Raw genomic sequence first — 24,336 nt, 5'->3', positions numbered from 1 at the left:
GTTCAAGACTTTTGAGACGACATTGGAGATGTAGCCCACCAGCTACTCCTCACACACCCCCAGAGGCTCCGTGCAGACGGGGCTTTTTTTGTGTCTCAACTCAGTCCTAGCGAGCAGCTGATCCGCGATCTACAGCTGCAGCCCCACCCTGAGGGTGGTTTCTACCGCGAGTGCCATCGCTCTGACGTGGTGGTTCAACGCAGTGACGGCCAGCAGCGACAGGCCTCCACGGTGATCGATTTTTTACTGCCAGCTGGTGTGGTGAGCGCCTGGCATCGGGTCTTGGGAGCCGATGAGATTTGGCACTACAGCGCCGGTGCCCCTGTGGAGTTATTGCGTCAGCAGAACGGCGGGCCCGTGGAAACGCTCGAGCTCGGGCCTTTCCCGCAGCCCACTTGGCAATTGATCAAGGCGGATCAATGGCAAAGCGCTCGCAGCCTCGGCGACTGGAGCCTGGTGCATTGCACGGTGTCGCCAGGATTTTGTTTTGATGACTTCGAATTGATTGCTGGCGATGGCCGTACTGACTGAGGACCAACGCCGCAAATGGGACGAAAGCAATGACGATCTGTTTTATGCCGAGCCCCGCTTTGTTCAGCACCTCGATGAGGCGTTTCGCCGCCGCTTAACGCAGCTCTACCGCCAGAGGATTCCCCCCTGTGCCGTGGTGCTCGACTTGATGAGCAGTTGGGTGAGCCATCTGCCCGACGAGATCAATTACCAAAAGGTCATCGGCCATGGATTGAACAGCGCTGAATTGGAAGCCAACCCCCGACTGGACCAGCGCTGGCGCCAAAACCTCAACCGCGATCAACAGTTGCCGTTGGAGGATTCCAGTGTGGATGCCTGCTTGATCGTGGCGGGTTGGCAATACCTGCAACAGCCCGAGGCGGTGGCCCGAGAGTTATGGCGTGTGTTGCGCCCTGATTCCCAGCTGATCGTGGCGTTTAGCAATCGCATGTTTTTCACCAAGGCGCCCCAGATTTGGGCTGATGGCTCCGATCGGGACCACCTCAGCTACGTGGCTGAGGTGTTGATGGCTCAGGGCTGGCCGCAACCAGAACTGATCGCTGAAGACACCCAGGCCAGTGGGGTGATGGGCTGGATTGGTGGCAAAGGCGATCCCTTTTTCGCGGTCATCGCCACCAAGCCGGCCTGATGTTGGATCCCAAGGAGCAGCTGCGGCTGCGAGCCAGGCTGCTGGAATTTCTCAAATTTCGGGTGCTGGCATCCCAAGAAGCCTTTTTTGAGCCGTGGCAACGGGGGGATGGCCGCGATGCCGAACGCTTTCGCCAATGGCTCACCGGCCTGTGGCCAGAGGCGTTGAGGCTTGCCGATCACGATCTTTTGGCTGTTCTCGATAAAGCCCGAACCCTGTACGTGAACTGACGATGCTGAACCGCCAAATTGAACCGGAATTGATGAATGCCACCGACCAGGTGGAGGCCTATGCCGCTGCGGATTTTTCCCAGAGCGATCAAGCCTTGGTGGAGTGGATTGCGCAGCGCTTTCCAGCTGGCCTAGGGGATCGGGTGATCGATCTGGGCTGCGGGCCAGGCAACATCGCGTTGTTGTTGGTGCAGCGCTGGCAGCAGATCGAGGTGGTGGGTGTTGATGGCGCGCCCAAGATGCTGGCGTTAGCCCAGGAATATGCGAAGTGTTTAGGGAGTGATCAAGCCAGGCGCCTGGATTGGCAACAAGCCTGTTTGCCTGACCCCACACTCCCTGGTGGGTTTAGCGCTGTGGTGAGCAACAGCCTGCTGCACCACTTGCACGAGCCCGCTGTGCTGTGGGACTGCATCAAGCAGGTGGCCGCTCCAGGTTGCGTTGTGGTGATTCACGACCTGCGGCGTCCCCATAGCGAAGAGGAGCTTCAGCAGTTGGTGGAGCTCCATGCGGCCACGGCACCGCCTGTGCTCAAACGCGACTATGAAGCTTCCCTGCGGGCGGCTTTCAATGCGGAGGAGGTGCAACAGCAGTTGCAGCAGGCCCAATTGCCGCAACTCAAGGTGATGGAGCGGGAGGACCGCTACCTCACAGTGTGGGGGCAACTGGCTTGATGTTGCTGATCTCGCTGCCCTCCCCCGGGATCTCGAGCCACTGGCGCAGCCAATGCACGAGCACATACAAAGGCCCAGTGTCGAGCAAGGCGGCGAGCACCTTGAACAGGTAGCCACTGGCAATGAACCCGATCAGTTGCGGCATCAGCCGTTCCTCAAGATTCACCGGCAAGACATGGCCGGCGTAGTGGCTGATCAGCACCACAGCAGTGGTGTCCACCAGTTGACTCACCAAGGTGGAGCCGTTGTTGCGCAGCCAGAGGGCACGCCCTTTGGTGAGGCGTTTCCAGAAATGGAACAAACGCACATCGGTGAACTGGGCCACCATGTAGGCCACCATCGAGGCGCCAACAGCTCCAAAGGCAAGCCGTTGCACAGCAAAGAAGACATCGCCATCGGTGCCGGGCAAGAGCCCGCCGAGCCAGAGGATCAACACCACCCAGCCATTGAGCAATAGCCCCACCCAAACCAGTTGGGAGGCTTTCTGCTCGCCCCACAGCTCACTGATCAAGTCGGTGCAGAGAAAGGTGATCGGATAGGGAAGCGCGCCAATGGCCACCACAATCGGCCACTGACCAATCGTCCCAAGCGTCAAAAAGCGCGTCAGCCCAAGGATGTTCAACATCCCCATCGTTCCGAGGAACAAACCGGCCAGGATCAAGAAGGCAAGATCGCGGCGTTGTGCGATATCAGCCTCTGATGGGGTGCTCAAGTGTTGTTAGCGCTGCTTCTGAAACGATCTTGACTCGGGGAATCGCTCTTGGCTTCGCATGTCGCCATTTTGAGGTGAAGACGGAGTGACAAGAGCTTTTCCATATCGTTTTAGTTCCCTGCGCTACTTCTCACAATCAGATTGCAGATAGAATTGGCGTGGTCGATTCAATTCAATGAGCTGGCGAACCAATACTTCCTGGTTGAATACCAATACTGACAACATTGCGACAATTCAATCGCTGATAGGACATTTTCTACAAGACAGATTGTCAAAAAGCCTTCTGGATGAGCAGATCAAACAATTTCAACAGGACAAACGTGGTGCGAGCTGGGGGGAGACACCCTACGAGAAGGTTGTCGAATCGGAGGCTGATTTAGATTGGCTGATTAACAACCCGAGTGCCTATAAAAACGCGGTCTGTATTATTGAGCCGGCGAGTAATGTTGGTCAGAATTCTGCCAAAGAAGATGTCAGGGCTTCGAGCAATATTGCCTATTTATGTCGGATTATCGCTGACTGCGATTCTGTGTTGTTCCCACTTTGGAAGCTGGGGCAGCTTGATCAGAAAAAACTAAGCCATATTTTTGAGACTTGCTTGGCTGTATTTGTGGAAGGAGGCTATCCAACCGCCAAAGACCCGGCGAGCTTTGAGGGGCAAAGCATTAGCCTCAAGGAGCTTCAGTTTGTCATCGAAAATCTCCTGACAGCGAGAAGCCACAAAAGTGCGCCTCATGTTTTCATCTGTATTGGGCATCAGCTGTCTGCTCAAGCTCATGTCAACCTGATTAAAAAAGGAGTTGCAGCCATTCGCTCTGAGCTGTCAACAGTGTGTGGTCTTAGTCAGTTTCAGCGGGAGCTGCTGTCAAGCTGTGTCGGGGAGATTGAAGCGGTTGGCAGCAATTTGGAGATCCACAAAAATGGTGAGGCTGTCGCCAGAGGTTGGGACGATGATTGTTTTGCTGTAGCTCTTAATGAGGTACCTGAGGTCGGCCATTGTGAGCTACATCACTACGAACATGATGGGACCCACCCCTCAGCTGATTTCAAAGATCTTCTTGCAGAGCATGTGGAGACCAGTGATGCCTATGACGGCATTGTTGAGCAGTCAATTTCCTACGAAAAGGATCTCAATATCGTGATGTTTCATAGTGATGAAGTTAATGAAGAGGCGATTTTGTTTGCAAATTGGGCTTATTCCCAACTGCATCGAGCTCTGCATCCGTCAAGGCATCTAATTGGCTTATCCAGTTTGTCTTGGTTGCTAAGCCTGCCAAGGTCAATTGAAATCCTTTGCTCTACATTTGCCGAAGGTAAAAAATGCACAGAGGTTGCGGCAACCTGTATTACGTATGTTGATCGAGAAACCAAGGAGCTTCGTCGATCCTTTAGCTTTCAGTTTCACCCCGAGTTATTAAGCGACCTGAGGGAGTTTCATTTGTCGGGAGAGCCAGATTTCGCGAAGCTTAAAAGCGATGACGGTATCCGCATGTTGATGCGGGTTCTGTATGAGAGCATTATCGATTAAATCTTGATTGGCTTGGGTCTCTTACTGTTTTGCTCCTAAAGGGCGGAAGAAACTCATCCCGATCACATTGTCGATCGATCGTCCATAGCGGACCAGATCAGGGCTGCGAATCACCCCATGGCCAGGAGCCGCATGCAGACCGTTCACTTGGTTGCCTTTGCGTTCCACCAGGCCCACATGGGTGACATCCAATCCATCGATGTCAGTCACCAGGGCAAAGATGTCGCCATTGCGCAGCTTGGGCAACACCGCGGGCAGAGCCTTCAACGGGATGTAGCTCTGGTCCACTTGCAAGTTGCGCTCCAGCTGGCCAATGCAGTTGCGGTTGTGTTGCTGTTGCATGGGCTGGTAGCTGCCGGGGTGACGGCTCATGAAATTGAGGCGTCGTTGGCGAGTCGTCATACCCGCAAGAGCTGGGTTGAGGTTTCTGATCGCGCCTTGCTCGATGGCGGTTTGGGCCCAGCTGGTGAAGTAGTGCTGCCGGTGGCAGTAGTCGGTTGCTTGGCCGCCGTAGCGCAGGTTCTGCAGCTCCTCCTCAAACCCGGCTTTGGTTTGGCTGCGGGCCAACGCCAGTGCTTGCTCCACCAACAAAAAGCAATCGAAGCCCTGCAAATCCACCTGCAAGCGCTCCTGAGGGGATTGATCCAGGCTGAAGGCTCGGTAGGGAGCCCCAAGCCAGCGGCGGGTGAGCTGCACCATGGTGGTTCCCACATCGCCATGGTTGCTGTGAACCGCCTGTTCAGCTAGCTGGCCTGAACCACCGAGGTAGATCACCGCTGCCGCAGCAGCTTGCGCAAACCAGAGCATCACACCTCCAACACAAAGCCAGAGCGGGCATGAAAGTCAGCCTCGTGGCTTGTATGGCACACCGCCCAATAGCTCGTGGTGGTGTTCACGTGTTGCAGCACCGCGCAAAGGTTGGCTTGCAGTGTGCTCGCTGCGAGTAGTGCTGGTGGAAGCTCCAGGGTGGCGTGCAGCTGGTGGCGATCAGCAGCTGATTGCGCGTTCATCTGGACGCACTCGATGCATGGTTCCGGCTGCAGTCCTTGGCGATAGCCACTGAGCTGGTAAACGTTCCAATCGCCATTGGGTGAGAGGTTGATCTCCCAATAGGGGGCACTACCGGGGGTGGCGATGAACAGCTCCAGGCATGTGCTGTGCCACAGCTCATCACGGCGTTGAGGGCTGGTGGAGGTGTCAGGCCAAATCACCTCAGCCGCTGAAGCCACAAGGTCATAGTCCAAAGCAAGGCTGCTCGTGCTGAGGCGGTTGAGGCGTGCTTGCAAACACCAATGGGCTGGGGCGGTGTCTCCGAAGGGGATGAGCTGCTGCCAGGTCATTCAGCACAGCTGATCGAGCAGCTCTCGAATCTCGTTTTCTTGCGCTTCGATGCTGGCGGTCAAAGCAAATTGCACCAGGGCCCGATCGAGGTTGTGGCCCTCTCGATCCGCTTTGAAGTAGCGGTTTCCATTGAGGTGATCAGTGAAAAAGCGCAACCCCAATTCAAACGGGATCAAGCGGATCGAATCAAAGAGGTAGCGGTGGTCGGCTTCGCTCAGGGTCTGTCCTGCTGTTTCCAGGTAGCCGCTCAAAATCGCTTCGCATCGCTCGAGGTCAAACACCACCTCTTCGGGTTTAAGCGTTTCCTCTCCCAAGGCATTGCAACCGGAACGCAGGCAATCGCCGATGTCGTAATGCACCAGGCCTGGTTTCACAGTATCGAGATCCACCAGGGCAATGGCTTTGCCTGACTTGGCATCCATCATCAAATTGTTGACCTTGGGGTCGCCATGGATGGGCCGCAGGCTTAATTCGCCAGCAGCTTTGGCATCTTCCAAAACCGATGCCCATGGCGCACGTTCAGCAACGAACCGGTGGCAGTGGTTTTCCTGAGTGGTGAGTGGGGCGGCAGCCTTCGCGGCAATGGCCTCGTAATCAGCCAGATAGGTGGGGGTGATGTGGAAACCCTCCAGGGTGTCGCGCAACTGCTCGCTGGGGAGATCAGCGATCAGCTGATGGAACATGCCAAGGCCGTAGCCCACCTCGTAGGCCTGCTTGAGGCTGCTGACCACATCAACACTGATTGCCGCACCGATGTAGCTGATGCCGCGCCAAAAGGAGCCTTCGGCTTCCACCCAATGCCCCTCGCGAAAATGCAGGGGAATCACCCGCGGCATCTCCCACAGCCGCTCTCCTGGCTGAGAGGGTTCTTGGCTGAGTTTGCGCTCCACGTGCTGGCTGACTTGCACGAGGTTGTGCATCACCTCTTCTGGACGTTCAAACACCGAGGTGTTGATGCGCTGCATCACAAAGCGCTGGGGAACCCCATCGCCGTGTTCCACCAAAAAGGTGTCGTTGACATTGCCGTTGCCCAGGGGCTGAATCGAGGCGATCTCGCCATGACCAGTGAACCAGCGGGCAATGCTGGTGAGCTCGTCTTGGGGCTGTGACTTCTGCACGCCGAAAGAGGATCAAGGCTCAAATTGGCACTGGTGAGACCAAAATCAGACCAGTTCAGTGCCAGATCCTCTGTTGGTTGATTAGAGCGGCTCGGTCTCGTTATCCCAGCGGAAGTTGCGGTCTTGCCAGCTCAGCGGATCTTCGATTGGCTCGAGATGGGTAAACACGTGCGACTCAGGCACCAGCCCAGCGATTTCACGCTCGATGGTTTCGCAATAGTCGTGGCCTTCTTTGACGCTCCAGCCACCGGGCACCAGCACGTGCAGAGAGATGAATCGCCTTGATCCAGCCACGCGGGTGCGCAGGGCATGGAAGTCGATCCCGTTGCCACTGCGCTGGGCGAGGTGCGACTCCAGGCTCTGCAGTTCCGCCTCAGGGAGTGAATGATCCATTAATCCCGAGGCTGTTTCTCGAAACAGATGCACTCCGGTGAGGGTGATGTTGATGGCCACGGCAATGGCGATCAATGGATCCAGCACGAGCCAGCCTGTGAGCTTGACCAGAACGATCCCCACCACGATCCCCACCGATGTCCACACATCGCTCAGCAGGTGTTGTGCATCGGCCCGCAGCGTGATCGAACGGAATCGTCGCGCGGCCCGCAGGAGCAGCCAGGCAACAGCGCCGTTGAGCGCCGTAGCGATCAATGAGAGCGTTAAGCCCAGATCCACCGAGCTAATCGGTTCGGGATGGAGAAGGCGGCCTGCGGCGGCCCAGATGATTCCGATTGCGGCCACAACGATCAGGGCACTCTCCAGGCCGCTGGAGAAGTACTCCGCTTTGGAATGGCCAAAGCTGTGGTTGCGATCAGCCGGTTTGGAGGCTTGGCCTAAGGCCCAAAACGCCGTGAGCGCTGCCACCAAGTTGACGCAAGATTCAAGGGCATCAGAGAGCAAGCCCACCGAGCCGGTGATCGCCCAAGCCAGGGTCTTGAGGGCAATGGTCAGCAGTGCCGCCGCCACGGACAGCAGCGCATAGGAGCGGGCACTGGCCAAACGCATGGTCAGCCCAAACAACCTCTGATTTTTGAATTTTGATGCCTCAGTTGATCGGCGCCGACGATCTTGTGATGTCGCAGCGGCTGTCACAGAGCTGATCGAGGCTGGGCCGGCGCGTGAGTTGCAACCGTTGAGCTGCCCACCAGCCGTAGAGCGCATTCACCACAGGGCCGAGCACTGGCCAATTGGTTGGTGCATACAACCAACCCCAGCCCACCAATCCGTAGGCGCGCCGGAAGACAGCCACATCGGTAACGATCTGACCATCACCGGCAATCGCATGAATCCGGCCCATGGCCTGGCGATAGCTAATGCCCTGGTGCTGATCAGGGGAATAATTGGGGTCGTCAATATCAACAAAAGCCAGCCGCTGACGATCTCCATCGAGACGCTTGAGGGTCTTCACCTCCCGCATGCAGAGGGGGCAACCGCCATCAAACAGAACTGTCAGCTCAGCCATCTCAGATCTGTTTGCGCTTGAAGCCAAGAAGTTCGGCACCGTAGGTCTCGCTCACCGAGGCCTGTAGCTGCCAGATTCGCAGCAGTGATTTGGCCACATCACGCAGCTCTTCGATGTCTTGGCAGGCATCAATCGAACGCTCGTGCAGGGCAACGGAAAATTCGCGATTCAGCGGAAGCATGGGGTGACGCCGAACTGTTTTACCAATGTTACGAAGTGTTGAGTGACAGCGTGGCTAGGCCTGCTTGAGCTGGTCCACAAAGCCATCCAGGCTGCCCGCATTGATCCAGCCCGTGGCAATGGTTTTGGTCTGCTCTTGGCTCACCCGGCCGCGATGCACATGGCTGAGGCCCGCCGGAAAAATCGCCAGGGTGCCGCGGCGGGCTTCGATGTGGTGATCTTGCCAGTGAAATTCAGTGCCGCCGTTGTCGACATCGTTGAGATAAAGGATCCAAGCCAAAACCCGGCGGATCGGTTGGGTGATGTCATCAGCGGTGCTCCAGTCGGCATGCCATGCCTTGAAGCCTTCACCAGGTGCGTAGCGCTGCAGGTTGAACAGGGGCACCACAAACAACGATCCCTCCGGAGTCACCTGAGTGAAGAGCTCCCGTTCTTTGAGGTATTGATTCAATCCAGCGGAAACAGCTCGCATCAACAGATCACTAATGCCAAAGGCCTCTGGATCGCTGCGGTCGACCCACACCAAAGAAATGTCTGTCGAGACCTTGCGTGGGTTGTTGGGGTCGTCGCCAAAGCTGAGCCCGCTGCTGTGTAGATCGGGGCGGCGCTCATAAAACGCCAAGGCGGCATCTGCTGTGGCTTGCAAGCCAGCGTTGGAATAAGTGCCGATCAACCGCATGAGCTTTGGGTTCGTTTGAATACGGGTCCTTGATGCGCCGGCATGCTGCTGCTGCCGCTAGTGCTGCTGGGCATTGCCTGGCTTCAAGAAAGTCTCGACCAGCTGCTGTTTGGAGGCCGTTGGGCCTTGCCGATGGTCCATGGCGGGCCGTTTTGGGGTGTGCTGACAGCGCCCTTTAGCCATAGCGATTGGTCACACCTGCTGTCCAACAGCCTCTGGTTCCTCCCGCTCTCTTATCTCGTCCTACTCAATGGTGTTCGGGCCTATGTGGCGGTCTGGCTCGGTGTGTATGCCACGGCGGCCTTGGTCTGGCTGCTGGTGCCGGTGGCAAGCCATGGACTCTCCGGTGTGGTCTATGGCCTGCTGGGTTATTTGCTGTTGATCGGCTGGCTGGAGAGGCGGCCGCTGAGCGTGATTGTGTCGTTGGGATGCCTGCTCGCCTATGGAGGTTTGCTACCTGCGTTGCTGCCCTTCCTCAATCCGCCAGGCGTGAGTTGGATCGGCCACATCTCCGGCTTTGCCGGTGGCTTGATCGCCGCCTGGGCTGTGCAGCGCCGTCCAGCTCCACCTGAGGTGCCGAGATGAGTGGGCTGCAGGTGGTGTGGTTCAAGTCTGTACGTCACACCCTTCCCCAGTACGTAAGCGAGCTTCTCAACGCAAGAGGAACTCTTTTGCTCGTGAGGCTCTCTACTGATGTGCGCTTACACAACGCGGATGCAGTTCGTTGAGTTTGAACTGGAAGACGCTGACCCTTCCTGGGCTTCCAAGGTTGTTGATGAAGTTGGCATGGAAGACACCAATGGCAATCCCTTGCCTCCACCGCCTCCTGAGCCGGAACCAGACCCTGAATAGTCGTATGACTACGACTTGAAAACAATGGATTCCCATCTAGAAAAACTGAATAAAAAATACCTTTTACTGATGAAAAAGGCACATGAGATTGCAGGCAGAAAGGAGGCTGTAAGTATCATTTGTCACGCAACAAAGCTGGCTCAAGAGATAGCTTCGATTGAAAAGAAGACCTGGATTAGTAATGTCTAGGAAAACTGGCTACGACGTCTATATCAAAGATGAGTTCTCACGCTTGTACCAGGAACACTGTTCTGACGCTGGATGCTGCCTGATTGTTGAAGGCTACGCAACTCTTTTCAATGGTCTGCTGCTGGAAGGGATTAATCCTGACCACGTGGACTACTTCACTTATGTAAGACAGACGGAGGACGGGGACTGGTGTGACATGGAACCCAGGTACAAGTATTCAGTAAATGAAGCCTGCGTGATACTGGCTGATTAGCTACCAATAGGAGACAAACAGGTATCACCGTGTGGGTTCTGGCTTTCTTCGCGTTACTCCTGGTGGCCCTGTTCACCGGTTATATCGCTGATGAAAAGGGCTATGACCGCATCCAATGGCTTCTCGCTGGCTTCCTCTTCGGTCCTCTCGGGATGTTTGCTGCAGTCGGCTTGCCCGACAAAAAGCTGAGACGTGACATACGAGCTGGCTTTGAAAACCTCTTTACGCTCGGTGTAGACACAAGACCGCAGTCCTACCCAACGGTCAAGAAAGGACCGTTCAACGCTTCAGGCGACCTGCCTGCTATTCCGCCTCTTCCCGAGCCTTGAGCTTGTATTCGATGGAGAACCAAATTCTCATCTTTGTCGGCTGGCTTTTGGTGGGAGGCTCATTGGCCTTCAAGTTCTGGCGCATAACCTCTCAATGGCCCAAAACGTTTGGGAATAGAAGGTCCCGACTAGAGAGGTCTTGGGAAAAGAGCTGACCTAATCAGCTCCTCATTCCCAGCTCATCTAGCAAGAGAGCCTCTTCCTCCTCCGTGCTGATAGAGACAAGCTCTCTATCCGGGAACATCTTTGAGAGCTTTTGGAAAGCCTCGTACTTAAGTTCTGTCGCGGTGCAGACCTGAAGCCTTTCACCGTTATTGAACTCCGCAACCCACCAGGTGGACATTGGTTTAACTACTGATGCCAAAACCGTAGCCAGCCAGTTTTTACAACTGGTGTTGTTTTAGGTACGGTTTTCTCTAAATCTCTAGGCCGTCTTTTGGCTTGGATATAGCTCCCTGCCTACCTGCCTCCAGGCTCTCCTGTTTGATTCCCTGGCTATAAGCAGTACCTCTTTGGCCCTGGATTCCTTAGGCCAATAGCTACTGAATTCTGCAGAGTCCATAAGAGCTTTGAGCCTTTGCTCATGCTTTCTCAGTACCCACTGAGTCCTCATCATCAGTAGGTCCTCTTTCGAGTAACAACCGAGACTTTCTGCCATTGGTGGACTCTGATTGGTAGTGGGAATTTAGGGAGTGCGTTGGGGATGTCTACCTATCTGATTATTCTCCGACGAGCTTTTATTTGCTGTTAACAATTCCCCTGAACGGGTTAGTGGACAGGGCTGCGGTTCACCCTTTCATGGGATTCGCTCTGCTGCCTTCTAAGCCAGCTTGGAAGGGTCAGAGACCAGCACACCAATGTCTGTCAACCAAGAGTTCCAGGAATGGATAAACGATGTGGTGACGTGCTTTATCCAAATCAACTTACACAAGAAGGTTGACGTGTTCAACGCTAAGCAGGAAAGCGAAGGCAGAGAAACCATCGATTATTACGATGCCGCTGACCTGTTTCATCTAAACCACCATTGATTCAAATAACAGACGATTTCCAGACCTTGTCTAATTTCGCTCAACTGAGGAAGGATATGGAGGACTGGGATAATGGATAAAGACCTATGGAAATAGTTCTACTGCTATTTCTCTTCTACCTTTTATGCGGTCTTTGGTCGTTCATAATTTGGGTATTTAAAAGAGGCTGGAGAGTTCCACGGGTAAAGCGAGTTAGAAAGCCTCATCCAAATGATTGGATGAGAGGAGTGAAATACAAAACAATGGATGAGATAGACCTAGAGCAAGCCAAGCGATGGCGTGACATGACCCTAGAGCAGCGTTTCTAGAGGTCCGTCGGAATATGTCAGATGTTTGGCGATAGGCACAGAGAAGTCTCTGATGCATTTGATAAGGCAAGCCAAGAAATCCTGGACAAGGAAGTCGTAAAAAAAATGACAGAAATGTCTGAGCCCTTAATTCGTATATACGAGGCGCCAATCCTCCCCATGGGGTGGGTCGGGAATTCCCTAGAGACCGACGCAGTGGGCGCAATGCCTTTGGACTGGTGACGCGAGCAGGGACACAGCGCAAGGCAGATAGGTCATCTGCATCGGTCCACTCCGATTGCTACTGCTGTGCATACAAAGCCTGCTTATTCTGCTAAGCCTGATTTGTTTTGCCCGTGTAGAGCGAGCGAGGCGCGAGCCTTCAGCAAGACCAGCCGCATGGCGGAGTTTCTTCCCGACTCTGCCGAGAGTCATTCAGTGATGAGGAAGGACTCCCTGATTGCAGCTCCACAGCTACGACCCTGGTCAGTTCTTTCTGCACCTGATTTGCAAGGTTCTAACTGTGTATCCGCACTTCGAGATTTTTGTTGACCACGACGCTCCAAAGAAGTGGTTCACCTTCTATGACCCTGAGAAGGAAGACTTCAATGACCTTCCTGCAGAAGGCATCCACTACAAGCAGCTAGACCTCCTACAGGCAGTTCGCCTTCTTGGGTTTGAGGACTGCTGGGTCAAGAGAACTCGCATCCCCTCTAACGGTCAAAAACAGGACAGATGACCCACAGCAGAACATAGGTACTGCCTAGCTTTTTAGCGTGTCTAACCAAGGGTCTTGTCTAACTCTTGTCTAACCCACAAAAAGGCAAGACAACGTAGTCCAGGACTACAGGTGGTGTGGTTTAAGAAGGATCTGCGCACGATTGATCACGCTGCGCTGTCGCAGGCGAGTCGGTCGGGGCCCGTGCTGCCGCTCTTCATCGTTGAGCCGATGTTCTGGGCCCAGCCAGATGCTTCGGCTCGGCAATGGGAGTTTTGCGCTGAATCCCTGGCGGAGCTGCGCGAGGCCTTGGCTGCTCTCGGTCAGCCCTTGGTGATCCGAACCGGTGAAGCCTTGGAGGTGCTGAAGGCACTGCAGCGCCAACGCGGCATCGCCCAACTCTGGAGCCACCAGGAAACTGGCAACGACTTCACCTATCGCCGCGATCGGGCTGTGGCCCATTGGTGCCATGAGCAGGGCATTCCCTGGCATCAACCCCGTTGCTTTGGCGTGATCCGAGCCATGGGCACCCGGGATGGTTGGGCTCCTGCTTGGGAGTTGTTGATGCGTCAACCTGTTTGCGCCGATTCGGCAGCCTTGCCCAGGCTGGATGGCATTGATCCCGGTGGGATTCCCAGCTCCGACGAGCTCAAGCTCCCAAGCGACCCATGCCCAGGTCGGCAGCGGGGCGGGCGCTCCCAAGGCCTGGCCCTACTGGAGAGTTTTTTGCAGCATCGAGGCCGCCGCTACGCCAAGGAACTTTCCAGTCCGCTAACTGCCTTTGAATCCTGTTCTCGCCTCTCGGCTCACCTGACCTTTGGCACGATGTCCATGCGCGAAATCGTGCAGATCACGCGCTTGAACAAGGGGCCGAAAGCCTTCATCGAACGCCTCCATTGGCACTGCCACTTCATTCAGAAACTGGAGAGTCAGCCGTCGCTTGAATATCAAAATGCCCACCGCGCCTACGACGGTTTGCGCGCCGATGATCCTCAGCGGCTCGCGCTCTGGATAGACGGGCGCACCGGTTGGCCATTTGTGGATGCCTGCATGCGTGCCCTGCGGCACCACGGCTGGATCAACTTCCGCATGCGAGCCATGCTGATGTCGGTGGCGAGCTATCAGCTCTGGATTCCTTGGCGGCAGAGCGGTGAAGCCCTTGCCCGCTTGTTTGTCGATTACGAGCCCGGCATCCATTGGAACCAGTGCCAGATGCAATCGGGAACCTCGGGCATCAACACCGTTCGCATCTACAACCCGATCAAGCAAGGCCTTGATCACGACCCCGAGGGGACATTCATCCGCCAATGGCTACCGGAATTGGAGGATGTTCCGGTTTCCGGGATCCACACCCCCTGGCTGCTGCCTCAGCCGCCTGAGAGCTATCCACAGCCCGTGGTTGATTACGAATTGGCCGCCCGCCAAGCCCGTGATCAGGTTTGGGGTCTGCGGAAGGGCAAGGGGTACCGCTGCGAAGCCGATGCGATTCAGCGCCGCCATGGTTCTCGCCGCCGGCGCCGGCCCCGGCCACCTGTGGACAACGGGCAGCTCAGCTTGGAGTTGGGGTGATGGCGGGGAGCCTCAAATCAATTCGGGGTGAGCTGGATCACCCTTAAAAGGGCCAATCAGATCTGATGTGATCCAGCCGCCATAAAAGCCCCCCTGTTGGGGTTGCACGGCTTCGCCGTTGACCTGGCAGCGGTCCATGCGACCTGGGTAGAGGGCATACCAACCAGCCAGCTCGGCAAACCGATTGCTCGGCCCCTCATAACTCCAAATGGCCCCTTCTAGACGCTGCTCTCCCACGAGCAAATCCCAGTAGTTCGCGATGCCTTTCCACTCACAAAAGCTGCGGCCCCGGCCAGGAACCAGCAAATCGCAGCGAAAGCTGTCAGGAGGGAGGTAGTAGGTGGGTGGATGGAAGGTTTCCAGCACCCGCAAACTGCGTTGGGTACTGCAAATCACCACCCCCAAAGCCGCCACTTCGATCACGGCATCCGAGCTCACCAATGCTGGCGGCCGTGGGTAATCCGCAACGCGCTCAGCCATCACTCTGTTGCCTGTCATCCCTTAAAACCTACCTAGCCTGAGCTGATGGATTCCCATTCGCATCAACCCAAGCTGGTGGCCACCGGCATCGCTCCTTTGGGGATCGTTTCAGTGGGTGTGGTGCCCATGGGGATCATCGCGATCGGAGTCGTACCAATGGGTGTTGTGTCGTTGGGAGTGGTGAGCATGGGGGTGATCACCGCTGGATTCACGACCATGGGGTTGATTTGGGGTGGCATGGTCGGCATGGGTCCGATTCAGCTGGGTGGGCAAAGCCATCGGGCCGAAGCGCCGCTGATGTTTTCAACCCGGCAAGAAGCTGAAGCGCGTGCGCGCCAGATGGGTTGTGAGGGTGCCCATCCCCACGGCCCTGGTGGTGAGCAGTGGATGCCCTGCAGCACGATGCAGCAGTTTTTAGAGGTCCACTCGGGTGGACACCACCACCACTGAGCGGGCTTAGGGCACCAAGTTGACGAGCTTGCCCGGCACCACAATCACCCGCTTGGGGGGATTGCCTTCCAGCCATTTTTTGGCGACGTCACTGGCGAGGGCCACCTGCTCTAGCTCGTCTTTGCCGATGGCTGCGGGCACCTCCAAATTGCCGCGCACCTTGCCTTTCACCTGCAACACCACGGTGATCGTGTCGCGCACCAATGCCGAGGCGTCCACCTCCGGCCAGCGCTGTTGATGAATGCTGCCACTGCCTTGCAGTTGCTCCCACAGTTCTTCAGCGAGGTGCGGAGCAAAGGGAGCCAGTAGCAGCAGCAAACTGCGCACAGCTTCCTGGGCCACGGGAGCAGACACAGCATCGAGTTGTCCGCCCATGGCGTTGCTGAGTTTCATCAGCTCAGAGACGGCGGTGTTGAACTGCAATTCATCACCTTGGAGATCGTCGCTGACGGCTTCGATCGCGGTGTGCACTGCCCTTCGCAGATCGGTTTCGGCATCAGTGAGTTCAGCTGGCAGCGGCAGCAGCGATTGCAACTGCAAACCAGAGGCTTTGGCTCCATCACACAGGCGCCAGATGCGTTGCAAGAAGCGGAATTGCCCTTCCACATCGGCGTCATCCCACTCCAGATCCTTTTCCGGTGGAGCTTTGAACAGGATGAACATGCGAGCGGTGTCAGCGCCGTAGCGATCCACAACGGCTCCTGGATCAACTCCGTTGTACTTCGACTTCGACATCTTCTCGAAGAAGACCTCCAACGCTTCGCCGTCTTCGGGGTCGGTTGGTTGGTTGACATCGCTTACAGCACTGGGAGCGATGTACTTGCGGGTCTTGGGATTGCGGTAGGTCACCCCCTGCACCATTCCTTGCGTCAATAGCTTTTGGAATGGCTCTGAGCAACTCACCAAATTGCGTTGCTGCAACACCTTGGTGAAAAAGCGGGAATACAGCAGATGCAAGATCGCGTGCTCAACGCCGCCGACGTACTGATCCACGGGCATCCAGGCATCGATGCTGCCAGTGGTGAATGGGGCTGAATCGTTGTTGGCGTCGGTGTAACGCAGGTAGTACCAGCTCGAACACATAAACGTGTCCATGGTGTCGGTCTCCCGCGTGGCGGGTTTGCCGCACTTGGGACAACGCACCTGTTTCCACTCGGTGGCACGCTCAAGCGGGCTGCCGCCGCTGCCGCTGAGGTCCACATCACGGGGGAGTTCCACCGGCAGGTCGGATTCCGGCACTGGAACGACGCCGCAATCATCGCAATGGATGACCGGGATCGGGCAACCCCAGTAGCGCTGCCTTGAGATCAACCAATCCCGGAGCCGGAACGTGATTTTGGCGGCACCAACCCCGCGCTGTTCGGCGGCTTTGATGATCGCGGCTTTGGCGTGCTCCCCCTGCAGCCCATCGAATTCAGCGGAGCCCACCAGCTCCCCAACACCGGTGAAGGCTTCGCTGGGTTCACCGGAGTCAGATGCGTGCCCTGGCTCAACGACCACCGTGGTGATCGGCAGGTCGTATTGCTTGGCAAAGGCAAAATCCCGGCTGTCATGGGCAGGAACGCCCATCACGGCGCCGGTGCCGTAGTCGGGCAGGACATAGTCGGCGATCCAAACGGGCACCGCCTGGCCGGTGAAGGGGTGCTGCACCGTGCCGCCGGTGGCCACACCGCGCTTGGGCCGATCGTCAGCCACGCGGTCCTGCTCACTGATGGATTGCAAGCTTTGGCGGAATGTTTCTACCGCCTTGCGTTGCTCTGGCGTGGTGAGTTGATCAACGAGGTCATGCTCTGGGGCGAGCACCACATAGCTGACGCCAAACACCGTGTCAGGGCGGGTGGTGAACACCTCGATGGCCTGCTTGCCATCGGCTTCGATGGCGAAGCGCAAGGTGGCGCCGCTGGAGCGACCAATCCAGTTGGCCTGCATGGTGCGCACGCGCTCCGGCCATCCCTTGAGTTGCTCGAGATCGTCGAGCAGTTCATCGGCAACCGCGGTGATCTTCAAAAACCACTGGCGCAACTTTCTCTTTTCCACCAGTGCTCCCGATCGCCAAGAGCGCCCATCGGCGTCCACCTGTTCGTTGGCGAGCACCGTTTGGTCAATGGGGTCCCAATTGACGGTGGCCTCTTTGCGGTACGCCAGATCGGCGTTGAGAAATTGCAAAAACAGCCACTGGGTCCAGCGGTAGTAGTCGCTGTGGCAGGTCGCCACTTCGCGCGACCAGTCGATCGATAAGCCGAGCCGCTGCAGTTGCTTGCGCATTTGGCCGATGTTGCGGTCGGTCCAGTCAGCTGGATCCACACCACGCTCGATAGCGGCATTTTCAGCCGGGAGCCCAAAGGCATCCCAGCCCATGGGATGCAACACCCGCTTGCCTTTAAGCCGCATCAAGCGGGCGATGACATCGGTAATGACGTAGTTGCGCACATGGCCCATGTGCAGGTTCCCCGAGGGATAGGGAAACATCGACAGGGCATAAAAATTGTCTGAGCGATCTGCACTGGGCTCTGGGGTTTGGTCCAGTCCCATCTCCTGCCACCGCTGTTGCCATTTCGGCTCCAGAGACGTTGGGTTGTAACGGGACTCGGAACTGGCCATCGGCAGGGTCAGATGGGCGGCAACGGCAGCCGCGGAGTCGGCATTGTCGCCGTTGATGGGTCCCCATCCAGCGAGCGGATCCGTTCAATCCGCCGGCGAGCTAGGAGCTCAGGCCGTTCCGCACCCGCTAGCAGCAGCGCCAGAAATTCACTGTCCTGCCACAACAGCCGCCCTTGCAGTTCGCTGCCGCTGGCCAGCAGGATGCTGATCGTGCGCCGCTGGCGGATCCACTGCTGCAGCAGCCGCACCCCAGGAAGCGATGTGTCGAGTTCGTGGTCGGGGGCCATACGATCAGATCAGGTGGCCAAAGCGTTTTGACACGTTCGTTTCGGAAATATCAAGGCCTGGGCAATGACTTCATCCTCATGGATGGCCGCAAGACGCCCCTGCCAGAGATGGGAGGCGATCCTGCAAGAGAGCTTTGCGATCGCCGCTTTGGCATCGGTGGCGATGGGCTGATCTTGGCGCTCCCGCCGCAGCAAGGCGGTGATGTGCGCATGCAAATTCTGAATGCCGATGGCAGCGAGGCTGAGATGTGCGGCAACGGCATCCGCTGTTTTGCCCGTTTTCTGGCGGATCTGGATGGCTCAGCCACTGGCACCCAGTGGCGCGTGGAAACACCGGCCGGACTGATCATTCCCCGCTTGCTGGATGGCGATCAGGTCACGGTCGACATGGGAGAGCCGTTCCTCGAGCCGGCCTCCATCCCCACCAACCTGGCAGCAGGCACTCCTCTGCCGGATGGCGAATTGCAGGTGGCCGGCGAGTCACTGCAGGTGGCTGCCGTGGGCATGGGCAATCCCCATGCGGTGGTGCAAGTTGAAGACTTGGGATCGCTGGACTTCGAGCGTCTCGGCCCTGCCCTGGAACAACACCCAGCCTTCCCGGCCCGCACCAATGTGCATTTCGTGCAGGTGCATGCCCCTAATCAGCTGCAAGTGAAGGTGTGGGAGCGGGGTGCTGGCCCCACCCTGGCCTGCGGCACCGGTGCCTGCGCCACCGTGGTGGCGACCCACCTGCGTGGAGCCTGCGCTCGCCAGGTGACGGTGCAGCTTCCTGGAGGACCGCTGCAAATCGACTGGGACAGCAACAACCACATCCAGATGGCGGGTCCAGCCGTCTTTGTTTTTGAAGGTGTTCTGCCGTCAGCCGGTGGCAGTGATGCTGTTGAGGTCATCGACTGCGCCAGCCTCTGCAGCGAAGGCTGCATCCGGCCAGAGGCCTGCCCTAGTGCTGCGGCGAGGGAACAAGCGATGACATTCCTTGATCGTCTGTCGCTCGATGACATGGTGGGCTTGGCGAATTCATCGCTCGAAGAGCGCACCCGCCGACGTGCCGGCTTCTAAGCCTCTGATCTATCTGGATGCCTGCGCTGCAACGCCCCTTGCTGAGGGGCTTGGGCAACGGATGCTGGATTACCAACAGCAGGCTTGGGCGAATCCCTCGAGCTTGCATCCGGCGGGCCTTGCTGCTGCCGAGTTGCTGGAACGCAGCAGGCAACGCTTGCTGGAGTTGTTGGATTGCCCCAATGGCCAGGTGGTCTTCACCTCAGGTGGCACCGAAGCCGACAACTTGGCCCTGTTCGGAATCTGCCGCAGCCAACCACCCGGCCGGCTGTTGATTTCAGCTTTTGAGCATGCGGCCATTGGCCGCAGCGCCGAGCAGTTGCGCGCCGAGGGATGGCAGGTGGAGATCCTTCCCGTGGACAGCCATGGGCGGATCGACCTGGAGGCACTCGAAGGCTTGCTGGTTCCACCGACGCGCCTCGTCAGCGTGGCGTGGGCCAGCTCAGAGCTGGGTGTTCTGCAGCCCATCAAAGCGATCAGCTGCCTCTGCCAGCGGGCCGGTGTGCCCCTGCACAGCGATGCGGTGCAGGTGGTGGGTCAACTGCCCGCTGCGCAGCTGCTGCCTTTGCCGGTGGATTTGCTGAGCATCAGCGCCCACAAATTTCAGGGCCCCCGGGGAGTAGGCGCTCTGGTGATGCCAGAGCCCAAGGCTCTGAAACCTCAGCTGCTTGGCGGCGGCCAGGAATCAGGCCTGCGATCAGGAACGGAATCCCCCTGGCTGGTGGCGGCCATGGTTGATGCCCTGGGCGATCGCCTTAACCAACAACCGCAGTTGGCTGAAGCGATGGCTGAGCTGCGCGATGGCCTTTGGCAGCAGCTTGCCGCCGTGGAAGGCATCGAGCGGGTTGGCCGCTGGAGTCGCTCGGAGTGTTTGCCACACCATTTGGCTGTGCTGCTCTCCTCAGCGCAGGGAGAGCCGCTCTCAGCCCGCGCCGCCGTGCGCCAGCTCGCTCAAGCCGGTGTGGCGGTGAGCAGTGGTTCGGCCTGCAGCAGCGGCAGCGATCAAGCCAACCCGGCGCTGTTGGCATTGGGTTACAACGACAGACAAGCCCGCAGTGGATTGCGCTTCAGTGTTGGGCCCTGGCTGCAGCCGCAGGATTTCAATGCCTTACCGGCTCTGTTGGAATCGCTGCTGCGCCAATTGCCCACTGTTGAGCTGCCATGAGCCTTCCTGCTGATCTCGCTGCCGCTGAGGCCGAGTTGCTCACAGCACTGGAGTCGGCCCTGGCCAGTAACGCCAAAGGCCGTTGGACCTTGGATTTGCGTTTTGAAGGCCTTCGCCTGGCTCCTGTCGCCCTGCGACTGCAACGCCAGCTGGATCAACCCGAACGCCGCTGCCGTCTCCTGTTTGCCGATGCTGGCGCCACGGCCCTAGCCAAGCGCGACGCCCCAGATCAGGCCGAAGCGATCAGCAGCGTTTCGGATTGCTATCGCGGCGAACTCCCCGCGGAGAGCACTGTGCTGGTTTGCGTGACCCCGGGCCCACCGGATTACGACGAGGTGGAAATCCTCTGCGACAAATTCGCTGGTCCTGTGGTGCTGCTCAATGGCCGGCTAGAGGATGCGGCCGTTGGCATCGGCAGCGTTGCCCGTGAGCGCCGGCGCGGCTTCATGGCCCAATGGCAAAGCGCTTACACGCTGCAGCCACTCAATGCAGCGGCACTGCGCCATGCCCATCCCAGTGATTGGCAGATCTACCGGCTAGACCCGGATGGCTATCGCTTGGCCGGAACCCAAGAGGGCAAACCAGCACCGGAAGAATTGGATGAACTGCTCAGTGGCTCTGCGGCTGCTGGCCTGCGTTCGGTGGATCGCTTCATGCGCGAACTGAGCGGCTGACCCTGGCAGTCCTGGTAGACGCCACTAAAATCCGATCACTTTTTAATTGCTCTGCATGGGCCTACCCCGCATCAGTTGGGTTGACCTCGGCGCTGCTGTGGCTGTTTTGGCTGCTGCTGCGGGGGTGCTGTGGAGCCCAAAGCTCACTGGTGCGGTGGCCAAGGCCACTGGGGCCCTGCAGCCCGTTGAGTTCAGCGTTGATATCAAGCACACACCGGCGGCAGACCCTGAGGCCTTGCTGCAACGGATTGAGGAGCGGGGGCGCACCAGTTTGGTGATTCGCAATCAGCCCCACGGCAGTGTTGCTGTTAAGAGCGTGGCTCGCTTGAAGCGCGAAGTGGCCGTTGTGTTTCCCGATGGTCAGGTGCGTTCGGTGCCCGACCCCAATGACGACATCTTCACCAATTTCGACGCCAGGCTTGTTCTCGAGGGAGAAGGCCAGCGCACGTCATCAGGCGGTGTGGTGGTCGGCAACCAGGCCCTAAAAATCGGCTCCCACGTGGAACTGGAAGGCCCCACCTACCGCATCAAGGGCATGGTCAGCGGCATCCAGCTGGAGGGCTTGTGATGGGCAAACGTCTTTGCTTCGCTGCCCTGGCGCTGTTGATTCCAGCTGCGGTGCAGGCCCAAGGTCTGGAGTCGTTGCTGAGCAGCATCGAAGAGGCCAACGAAGACAAGCTCAATCCTGTGGCGGAGCATCCGCCCCTCACCGCTCCCCCTCTCTTGGCTCCGGTGGGTCTGCCGTTGCAGCAAGCCAGCACGATTTGCCCTGCCCTTCAGAAAGCTGTTGTGGCCGCCACGGGAGCGGAGTCGGGTGTTTGGAGCATCACCGTGGCCAATGCGGATGGCATGGTTTTGGCTGACTTGCATGGCAACAAGTCGCGCATCCCTGCCTCGAACCAAAAGCTGATCAGCACCGCGATCGCCATGGATCGCCTTGGCCCCAACCACCGAATCAGCACCGAGCTTTGGCGCTTGCCCAATGGCACGTTCCGCATCCAAGGCGGTGGTGACCCCACCTTTGGCTTTGGTGGATTGCGGCGCTTTGCCAAGTTGGCCGCTGGCTCTGGAGGCGGACCTTCCACCAGCTCAGGCACTGTGAAATTGCAGCTGGAGGAAGAACATGCCTCGCGGTGGTGGCCCCAGGGCTGGTCGCAGCCTGATCGCAGCTATGCCTACGGCGCACCGATCACCCGCCTGGCACTCACATCGAATGCTGTGGATCTCTCAGTTCGCAACCCGCCTCAACGGCTCAAACGCTTGCTGAATAGCGAGATCTATCGCAATGGCGCCAACGCTGAGATCAGCACGATCCCTGCTGGTACTCCAGAACCCGCCGGCAGCGTGTTGTTGCACAGCGAGTCGTCGAAGTCGATGCATCACCTCATGAGCCTCGCCAATGGCGAAAGCCATAACTTCACCGCTGAGGTGTTGTTGCGCGAAGGTACGGGTTCTTGGTCGCTACCGGAAGCCCAACGGCGAGCCATGACGTGGATGCGTCAACAGGGGTTGCCGACAGCTGGTGTGCGTGTAGCTGATGGTTCCGGCTTGGACCGTGCCAACCGGGTTACCAGCCGACTGCTAACGGCCTTGATGTTGCGCATGGAGCAGCACCCCTACGCCAGGAACTACTACGCGAGCATGGCGGTGGCTGGCGAGCGGGGAACCCTGCGCTACTACTTCCAAGGTTCACCTTTGAGAGGACGCTTCCGCGGCAAAACAGGCACGATTAGCGGTGTGAAAGCGGTGAGCGGCAAGCTCGACACCAATAACGGGCCGCTTTACGTGAGCATGATTTCCAACGGGTCTTGGGGTCCGGTTGGGGTGATGCAGCGGGTGCTGATGGCGAGCCTCAAGCAGAGCGGCTGCCGTCCCTTGTCTCTTTGATCCTCCGAGCGGAACGCCGCACCCGGTTGATTGGCACGGTTTTGTTCTCGTTGCTTTCAGGCTGGGTGAGTTCCACATCGGTGTTCTGCAAACGCACCAATTCGCGGCGACCACCGATGACCACCTTGGCCATCTCCTGCAGGCGGGTATCGAGCTCACCGAGAACCTGCTCGGCATAGCGGTTGGCGCCTTGTTGAACGCTGGCGGCTTCCTGACGGCTGCGCAGCAGTAGAGCTTCAGCCTGTTGCTGGGTGCTCTGACGGAAGCTCAGGGCCTCCTGGCGCACCCGTTCGGCATCTTTCTGGGTTTCCTGCTGAAGGCGACTGCACTCCTGACGGATTTGCTCGAGTTCCTGCAGTGACTGCTGGCGGTTGCGTTCATGGGTTTCCGCATGGGAGCGCTTGAGCTGTTGATGCTCCTGCTCAAGTTGCTGAAAACGGCTAGCGGCTTCCTGCTCAAGCTGTTGACGGCGGGAGGCTTGCTGTTGCTCCAGCTGGGAGGCCTTGGCCTGGTGTTCCTGCTCGAGGCTGGCCACCTGGCGGCGAGCTTGCTGCAGCATTTGCTCACCCTGCTGGCGGCCTTGCTCGCGCAACTCGGCACCTTGGCGTTCAGCTTCCTGGCGAATGCTGGAACTGCCGATCAGTGATTCCCGCTCTCGACGGGCTTGATTGATGATTTCTTCTGCCTGTTGGCGCGCCTGATTCAAAAAGGCTTCGCGCTGACGCAGCAGCTCAGCAGCTCGCTCCAATTCGCTGGGCAGGGCCTGGCGGACGGCATCGAGAACATCAACCGCATCGCCTTCGTTCACCAAGCGACCACCGGAGAAGGGCACGCGGGCCCCCTCAAGCACGATTTCTTCGAGCTGATCAAGCTGCTCTAGAACCTCGAAACGCGCCTGGCTCATCGATCACCGCTGACATCAACCCGCTGATTAAACAACCTGCGGAGATCAATCGCCACCGTCTCAGGGACCAGGTGTTGAACATCCCCACCAAAGCGCGCCACTTCTTTCACCACGCTGCTGCTCAAAAAGCTATGGGGCACGGCCGTCGCCATAAAAAGCGTGTCCACTTGATCCGAGAGGCTGGCGTTGGTGTGGGCCAACTGCAGTTCAAACTCGAAATCACTCAAGGCGCGCAGACCCCGCAAAATCACCCGGGCGTCCTGCTCCAGGGCGAAATGCACGGTTAAGCCCTCAAAGCTCGTGACCCGCACTTGGGGCAGATGGCTGGTCACGCTGCTGAGCTGCTCAAGGCGTTCTTCGAGGCTGAAGCTCGGCTGCTTGTTGGGGTTGCGCAGCACCGCAACGATCACCTCATCAAAGAGCTGCGACGCACGTTGGATCAGGTCCAGGTGACCAAAGGTCACCGGGTCAAAGCTGCCGGGATACAGCGCGCGCATGGCTTAAGGCGAGCTCTCCCTAGAGTGCCG

Annotated in this window: 29 protein-coding genes; 15 read left to right on the top strand and 14 right to left on the bottom strand. The window is 57.9% G+C overall.

The genetic code is table 11. From position 1 onward, the window contains the following. Nucleotides 1–90 precede the first annotated feature (90 nt). The 4 genes from SIB46_RS02385 to SIB46_RS02370 are packed head-to-tail and all read left to right on the top strand — an operon-like array spanning nt 91 to nt 2,060. A complete protein-coding gene (locus tag SIB46_RS02385; RefSeq protein WP_413296956.1) occupies nt 91–531 on the top strand; it encodes a cupin domain-containing protein in 441 nt (146 codons plus the stop codon). After that, nucleotides 515–1,159 (top strand): methyltransferase domain-containing protein, encoded by a 645-nt coding sequence (locus SIB46_RS02380; RefSeq protein ID WP_413296955.1) that lies wholly within the window; start codon nt 515–517, stop codon nt 1,157–1,159. The genes SIB46_RS02385 and SIB46_RS02380 overlap by 17 nt, the downstream gene beginning before the upstream one ends. Then, nucleotides 1,159–1,389, top strand: coding sequence for a hypothetical protein (locus SIB46_RS02375; protein ID WP_413296954.1), 231 nt, complete (start codon nt 1,159–1,161; stop codon nt 1,387–1,389). Before SIB46_RS02380 ends, SIB46_RS02375 begins: the two co-directional genes overlap by 1 nt. A gap of 2 nt (nt 1,390–1,391) precedes the next feature. Beyond that, complete coding sequence (locus SIB46_RS02370) at nt 1,392–2,060, top strand: class I SAM-dependent methyltransferase (RefSeq protein WP_413296953.1); 669 nt, start codon at nt 1,392–1,394, stop codon at nt 2,058–2,060. Here SIB46_RS02370 and SIB46_RS02365 read toward each other — a convergent pair. Then, nucleotides 2,035–2,772 carry a queuosine precursor transporter gene (locus SIB46_RS02365; protein ID WP_413296952.1) on the bottom strand — a complete coding sequence of 246 codons (738 nt, stop codon included), beginning with the start codon at nt 2,770–2,772 and terminating at the stop codon, nt 2,035–2,037. The two genes, SIB46_RS02370 and SIB46_RS02365, sit on opposite strands and share 26 nt — an antisense overlap. Nucleotides 2,773–2,947: 175 nt before the next feature. Between SIB46_RS02365 and SIB46_RS02360 the strand changes: the two genes are divergently transcribed. Continuing rightward, nucleotides 2,948–4,300, top strand: coding sequence for a hypothetical protein (locus tag SIB46_RS02360; protein WP_413296951.1), 1,353 nt, complete (start codon nt 2,948–2,950; stop codon nt 4,298–4,300). A gap of 21 nt (nt 4,301–4,321) precedes the next feature. On the opposite strand, the gene SIB46_RS02355 is transcribed toward SIB46_RS02360, so the two are convergent. The 7 genes from SIB46_RS02355 to SIB46_RS02325 form a co-directional block, all read right to left on the bottom strand. Next, entirely contained in the window at nt 4,322–5,107 is a 786-nt protein-coding gene (locus SIB46_RS02355; protein ID WP_413296950.1) for an N-acetylmuramoyl-L-alanine amidase-like domain-containing protein, read from the bottom strand. Then, the gene (locus SIB46_RS02350; protein WP_413296949.1) at nt 5,107–5,640 is read right to left on the bottom strand and encodes a DOMON-like domain-containing protein; all 534 of its coding nucleotides are present in this window, start codon (nt 5,638–5,640) and stop codon (nt 5,107–5,109) included. The genes SIB46_RS02355 and SIB46_RS02350 overlap by 1 nt, the downstream gene beginning before the upstream one ends. Continuing rightward, on the bottom strand, nt 5,641–6,759 hold the full coding sequence (locus SIB46_RS02345) for a phosphotransferase enzyme family protein (protein ID WP_413296948.1): 1,119 nt from the start codon (nt 6,757–6,759) through the stop codon (nt 5,641–5,643). Nucleotides 6,760–6,840: 81 nt separating this feature from the next. Next, nucleotides 6,841–7,767, bottom strand: a complete 927-nt coding sequence (locus SIB46_RS02340; protein WP_413297689.1) for a cation diffusion facilitator family transporter — start codon at nt 7,765–7,767, stop codon at nt 6,841–6,843. A gap of 34 nt (nt 7,768–7,801) precedes the next feature. Then, nucleotides 7,802–8,218 carry a thiol-disulfide oxidoreductase DCC family protein gene (locus SIB46_RS02335; RefSeq protein ID WP_413296947.1) on the bottom strand — a complete coding sequence of 139 codons (417 nt, stop codon included), beginning with the start codon at nt 8,216–8,218 and terminating at the stop codon, nt 7,802–7,804. A 1-nt stretch (nt 8,219) separates the two neighbouring features. Next, on the bottom strand, nt 8,220–8,399 hold the full coding sequence (locus tag SIB46_RS02330; protein ID WP_413296946.1) for a hypothetical protein: 180 nt from the start codon (nt 8,397–8,399) through the stop codon (nt 8,220–8,222). Nucleotides 8,400–8,453: 54 nt separating this feature from the next. Beyond that, nucleotides 8,454–9,077 (bottom strand): 2OG-Fe(II) oxygenase, encoded by a 624-nt coding sequence (locus SIB46_RS02325; RefSeq protein ID WP_413296945.1) that lies wholly within the window; start codon nt 9,075–9,077, stop codon nt 8,454–8,456. 42 nt (nt 9,078–9,119) lie between these two features. Here SIB46_RS02325 and SIB46_RS02320 point away from each other — a divergent pair, with 42 nt between their 5' ends. The 3 genes from SIB46_RS02320 (at nt 9,120) to SIB46_RS02310 (ending at nt 10,700) form a co-directional block, all read left to right on the top strand. Beyond that, the gene (locus SIB46_RS02320; protein WP_413296944.1) at nt 9,120–9,662 is read left to right on the top strand and encodes a rhomboid family intramembrane serine protease; all 543 of its coding nucleotides are present in this window, start codon (nt 9,120–9,122) and stop codon (nt 9,660–9,662) included. 129 nt (nt 9,663–9,791) lie between these two features. Further along, nucleotides 9,792–9,929: a hypothetical protein gene (locus SIB46_RS02315; protein ID WP_413296943.1), complete on the top strand. Its 138-nt coding sequence runs from the start codon at nt 9,792–9,794 to the stop codon at nt 9,927–9,929. A gap of 504 nt (nt 9,930–10,433) precedes the next feature. Further along, complete coding sequence (locus SIB46_RS02310; RefSeq protein WP_413296942.1) at nt 10,434–10,700, top strand: hypothetical protein; 267 nt, start codon at nt 10,434–10,436, stop codon at nt 10,698–10,700. A 160-nt stretch (nt 10,701–10,860) separates the two neighbouring features. On the opposite strand, the gene SIB46_RS02305 is transcribed toward SIB46_RS02310, so the two are convergent. Beyond that, nucleotides 10,861–11,043 (bottom strand): hypothetical protein, encoded by a 183-nt coding sequence (locus SIB46_RS02305; protein ID WP_413296941.1) that lies wholly within the window; start codon nt 11,041–11,043, stop codon nt 10,861–10,863. 1,822 nt (nt 11,044–12,865) lie between these two features. Here SIB46_RS02305 and SIB46_RS02300 point away from each other — a divergent pair. Beyond that, a complete protein-coding gene (locus tag SIB46_RS02300) occupies nt 12,866–14,302 on the top strand; it encodes an FAD-binding domain-containing protein (RefSeq protein ID WP_413296940.1) in 1,437 nt (478 codons plus the stop codon). A 12-nt stretch (nt 14,303–14,314) separates the two neighbouring features. Here SIB46_RS02300 and SIB46_RS02295 read toward each other — a convergent pair whose 3' ends face one another. Beyond that, nucleotides 14,315–14,782, bottom strand: a complete 468-nt coding sequence (locus SIB46_RS02295) for a DUF427 domain-containing protein (RefSeq protein ID WP_413296939.1) — start codon at nt 14,780–14,782, stop codon at nt 14,315–14,317. A 45-nt stretch (nt 14,783–14,827) separates the two neighbouring features. On the opposite strand from SIB46_RS02295, the gene SIB46_RS02290 reads away from it, so the two are divergent. Then, the gene (locus SIB46_RS02290) at nt 14,828–15,232 is read left to right on the top strand and encodes a hypothetical protein (protein ID WP_413296938.1); all 405 of its coding nucleotides are present in this window, start codon (nt 14,828–14,830) and stop codon (nt 15,230–15,232) included. Between the two features lie 6 nt (nt 15,233–15,238). Here the strand turns inward: SIB46_RS02290 and leuS are convergent, their stop codons facing one another. Both leuS and SIB46_RS02280 read right to left on the bottom strand, forming a co-directional pair. Continuing rightward, the gene (leuS, locus tag SIB46_RS02285; RefSeq protein WP_413296937.1) at nt 15,239–17,833 is read right to left on the bottom strand and encodes a leucine--tRNA ligase; all 2,595 of its coding nucleotides are present in this window, start codon (nt 17,831–17,833) and stop codon (nt 15,239–15,241) included. Between the two features lie 8 nt (nt 17,834–17,841). Further along, entirely contained in the window at nt 17,842–18,120 is a 279-nt protein-coding gene (locus SIB46_RS02280) for an Hfq-related RNA-binding protein (protein WP_413296936.1), read from the bottom strand. Between the two features lie 27 nt (nt 18,121–18,147). Here SIB46_RS02280 and dapF point away from each other — a divergent pair, with 27 nt between their 5' ends. The 5 genes from dapF to SIB46_RS02255 are packed head-to-tail and all read left to right on the top strand — an operon-like array spanning nt 18,148 to nt 22,905. Beyond that, nucleotides 18,148–19,179, top strand: coding sequence for a diaminopimelate epimerase (gene dapF / locus SIB46_RS02275; protein WP_413296935.1), 1,032 nt, complete (start codon nt 18,148–18,150; stop codon nt 19,177–19,179). After that, nucleotides 19,166–20,344, top strand: a complete 1,179-nt coding sequence (locus SIB46_RS02270; RefSeq protein WP_413296934.1) for a cysteine desulfurase family protein — start codon at nt 19,166–19,168, stop codon at nt 20,342–20,344. The genes dapF and SIB46_RS02270 overlap by 14 nt, the downstream gene beginning before the upstream one ends. Beyond that, complete coding sequence (locus SIB46_RS02265) at nt 20,341–21,018, top strand: DUF1995 family protein (protein ID WP_413296933.1); 678 nt, start codon at nt 20,341–20,343, stop codon at nt 21,016–21,018. The genes SIB46_RS02270 and SIB46_RS02265 overlap by 4 nt, the downstream gene beginning before the upstream one ends. A gap of 55 nt (nt 21,019–21,073) precedes the next feature. Next, the gene (locus SIB46_RS02260) at nt 21,074–21,586 is read left to right on the top strand and encodes a DUF4330 domain-containing protein (RefSeq protein WP_413296932.1); all 513 of its coding nucleotides are present in this window, start codon (nt 21,074–21,076) and stop codon (nt 21,584–21,586) included. Further along, nucleotides 21,586–22,905, top strand: a complete 1,320-nt coding sequence (locus SIB46_RS02255) for a D-alanyl-D-alanine carboxypeptidase/D-alanyl-D-alanine-endopeptidase (RefSeq protein ID WP_413296931.1) — start codon at nt 21,586–21,588, stop codon at nt 22,903–22,905. Before SIB46_RS02260 ends, SIB46_RS02255 begins: the two co-directional genes overlap by 1 nt. On the opposite strand, the gene SIB46_RS02250 is transcribed toward SIB46_RS02255, so the two are convergent. Together SIB46_RS02250 and coaD are read right to left on the bottom strand one after the other, a co-directional pair. Further along, nucleotides 22,871–23,809 (bottom strand): hypothetical protein, encoded by a 939-nt coding sequence (locus SIB46_RS02250; protein WP_413296930.1) that lies wholly within the window; start codon nt 23,807–23,809, stop codon nt 22,871–22,873. The two genes, SIB46_RS02255 and SIB46_RS02250, sit on opposite strands and share 35 nt — an antisense overlap. Continuing rightward, nucleotides 23,806–24,306 (bottom strand): pantetheine-phosphate adenylyltransferase, encoded by a 501-nt coding sequence (coaD, locus tag SIB46_RS02245; protein ID WP_413296929.1) that lies wholly within the window; start codon nt 24,304–24,306, stop codon nt 23,806–23,808. Before coaD ends, SIB46_RS02250 begins: the two co-directional genes overlap by 4 nt. Between the last annotated feature and the right edge of the window lie 30 nt (nt 24,307–24,336).

It is taken from the genome of Synechococcus sp. MIT S9452, assembly GCF_047304245.1.
Lineage (GTDB): Bacteria > Cyanobacteriota > Cyanobacteriia > PCC-6307 > Cyanobiaceae > RCC307.
This window is presented reverse-complemented; position numbering and strand designations above follow the sequence as displayed.

Excerpts from the sequence above, each read along its gene's own strand:
- SIB46_RS02380 (WP_413296955.1), top strand. The coding sequence starts at position 515 with ATGGCCGTACTGACTGAGGACCAACGCCGCAAATGGGACGAAAGCAAT.
- SIB46_RS02375 (WP_413296954.1), top strand. The coding sequence starts at position 1,159 with ATGTTGGATCCCAAGGAGCAGCTGCGGCTGCGAGCCAGGCTGCTGGAA.
- SIB46_RS02370 (WP_413296953.1), top strand. The coding sequence starts at position 1,392 with ATGCTGAACCGCCAAATTGAACCGGAATTGATGAATGCCACCGACCAG.
- SIB46_RS02360 (WP_413296951.1), top strand. The coding sequence starts at position 2,948 with ATGAGCTGGCGAACCAATACTTCCTGGTTGAATACCAATACTGACAAC.
- SIB46_RS02355 (WP_413296950.1), bottom strand. The coding sequence starts at position 5,107 with ATGCTCTGGTTTGCGCAAGCTGCTGCGGCAGCGGTGATCTACCTCGGT.
- SIB46_RS02350 (WP_413296949.1), bottom strand. The coding sequence starts at position 5,640 with ATGACCTGGCAGCAGCTCATCCCCTTCGGAGACACCGCCCCAGCCCAT.
- SIB46_RS02335 (WP_413296947.1), bottom strand. The coding sequence starts at position 8,218 with ATGGCTGAGCTGACAGTTCTGTTTGATGGCGGTTGCCCCCTCTGCATG.
- SIB46_RS02330 (WP_413296946.1), bottom strand. The coding sequence starts at position 8,399 with ATGCTTCCGCTGAATCGCGAATTTTCCGTTGCCCTGCACGAGCGTTCG.
- SIB46_RS02325 (WP_413296945.1), bottom strand. The coding sequence starts at position 9,077 with ATGCGGTTGATCGGCACTTATTCCAACGCTGGCTTGCAAGCCACAGCA.
- SIB46_RS02320 (WP_413296944.1), top strand. The coding sequence starts at position 9,120 with ATGCTGCTGCTGCCGCTAGTGCTGCTGGGCATTGCCTGGCTTCAAGAA.
- SIB46_RS02315 (WP_413296943.1), top strand. The coding sequence starts at position 9,792 with ATGCAGTTCGTTGAGTTTGAACTGGAAGACGCTGACCCTTCCTGGGCT.
- SIB46_RS02305 (WP_413296941.1), bottom strand. The coding sequence starts at position 11,043 with ATGTCCACCTGGTGGGTTGCGGAGTTCAATAACGGTGAAAGGCTTCAG.
- SIB46_RS02295 (WP_413296939.1), bottom strand. The coding sequence starts at position 14,782 with ATGGCTGAGCGCGTTGCGGATTACCCACGGCCGCCAGCATTGGTGAGC.
- SIB46_RS02290 (WP_413296938.1), top strand. The coding sequence starts at position 14,828 with ATGGATTCCCATTCGCATCAACCCAAGCTGGTGGCCACCGGCATCGCT.
- leuS (WP_413296937.1), bottom strand. The coding sequence starts at position 17,833 with ATGGCCAGTTCCGAGTCCCGTTACAACCCAACGTCTCTGGAGCCGAAA.
- SIB46_RS02280 (WP_413296936.1), bottom strand. The coding sequence starts at position 18,120 with ATGGCCCCCGACCACGAACTCGACACATCGCTTCCTGGGGTGCGGCTG.
- SIB46_RS02265 (WP_413296933.1), top strand. The coding sequence starts at position 20,341 with ATGAGCCTTCCTGCTGATCTCGCTGCCGCTGAGGCCGAGTTGCTCACA.
- SIB46_RS02260 (WP_413296932.1), top strand. The coding sequence starts at position 21,074 with ATGGGCCTACCCCGCATCAGTTGGGTTGACCTCGGCGCTGCTGTGGCT.
- SIB46_RS02255 (WP_413296931.1), top strand. The coding sequence starts at position 21,586 with ATGGGCAAACGTCTTTGCTTCGCTGCCCTGGCGCTGTTGATTCCAGCT.
- SIB46_RS02250 (WP_413296930.1), bottom strand. The coding sequence starts at position 23,809 with ATGAGCCAGGCGCGTTTCGAGGTTCTAGAGCAGCTTGATCAGCTCGAA.
- coaD (WP_413296929.1), bottom strand. The coding sequence starts at position 24,306 with ATGCGCGCGCTGTATCCCGGCAGCTTTGACCCGGTGACCTTTGGTCAC.